Source organism: Ruminococcus sp. CAG:57, assembly GCF_000435935.1.
In the GTDB taxonomy this organism is placed as follows: Bacteria; Bacillota; Clostridia; order Oscillospirales; family Ruminococcaceae; genus Hominimerdicola; species Hominimerdicola aceti.
The window spans coordinates 1-720 of record NZ_FR890712.1; the positions used below are offsets into that span (position 1 = coordinate 1).

The window sequence follows — 720 nt, forward strand, 5'->3', positions numbered from 1 at the left end:
CACTTAACTTCGTTTCTCACTTAAACAGCCGTTGACATTCTCCACAAACTATGCTAAAATCAAATTATAAGCAATCAACTATCAAACCTACAAAGGAGGCTGTTTTATGAAAGATCTGCTCGAACTTATGAAAACCAGAAGAAGTGTACGAAAATACAAGCCTGACATGATACCTCAGGACGTTCTCGACCGCATCATAATAGCAGGAACTTATTCCGCCACAGGAAGAAACTTGCAGTCACCTATTATAATTGCTGTCACCAACAAGGAAATGCGCGACAAAATTTCTGAGATGAACAGAAAGATAGGCGGCTGGGATGAGGGCTTCGATCCGTTCTATGGTGCACCTGTTATTCTTATTGTACTAGCTGACAAATCCTGCCCTACTTACATTTATGACGGAAGTCTTGTTATGGGAAATCTTATGCTTGCCGCTCACAACGAGGGCGTTGGAAGCTGCTGGATACATCGTGCAAAGGAAGAATTTGAGTCTGAAGAAGGCAAGGAGATCCTCCGCAGCCTTGGCATCGAGGGCGAATACGAGGGCATCGGTCACTGCGCACTCGGCTACACTGAGGGTGAATATCCCGAGGGTCACGAGAGAAAAGACAATTGGGTATACTATATCAAATAATCCTGACAAACTATCTAACAAAAAACGGAGCATTTCAATCTTCCTTATCTCGCTTAATGAAAAGTATGCACCTATCAAGGTTAGTG

1 protein-coding gene is annotated in these 720 nt (G+C 43.2%); it reads left to right on the forward strand.

The features are described 5' to 3' along the window. Nucleotides 1–106: 106 nt before the first annotated feature. Complete coding sequence (locus QVO88_RS04500; RefSeq protein WP_022287331.1) at nt 107–634, forward strand: nitroreductase; 528 nt, start codon at nt 107–109, stop codon at nt 632–634. Nucleotides 635–720: the final 86 nt, after the last annotated feature.

Bases quoted from the DNA above. Each gene is read 5' to 3' on its own strand.
- QVO88_RS04500 (WP_022287331.1), top strand. From the start codon at position 107: ATGAAAGATCTGCTCGAACTTATGAAAACCAGAAGAAGTGTACGAAAA.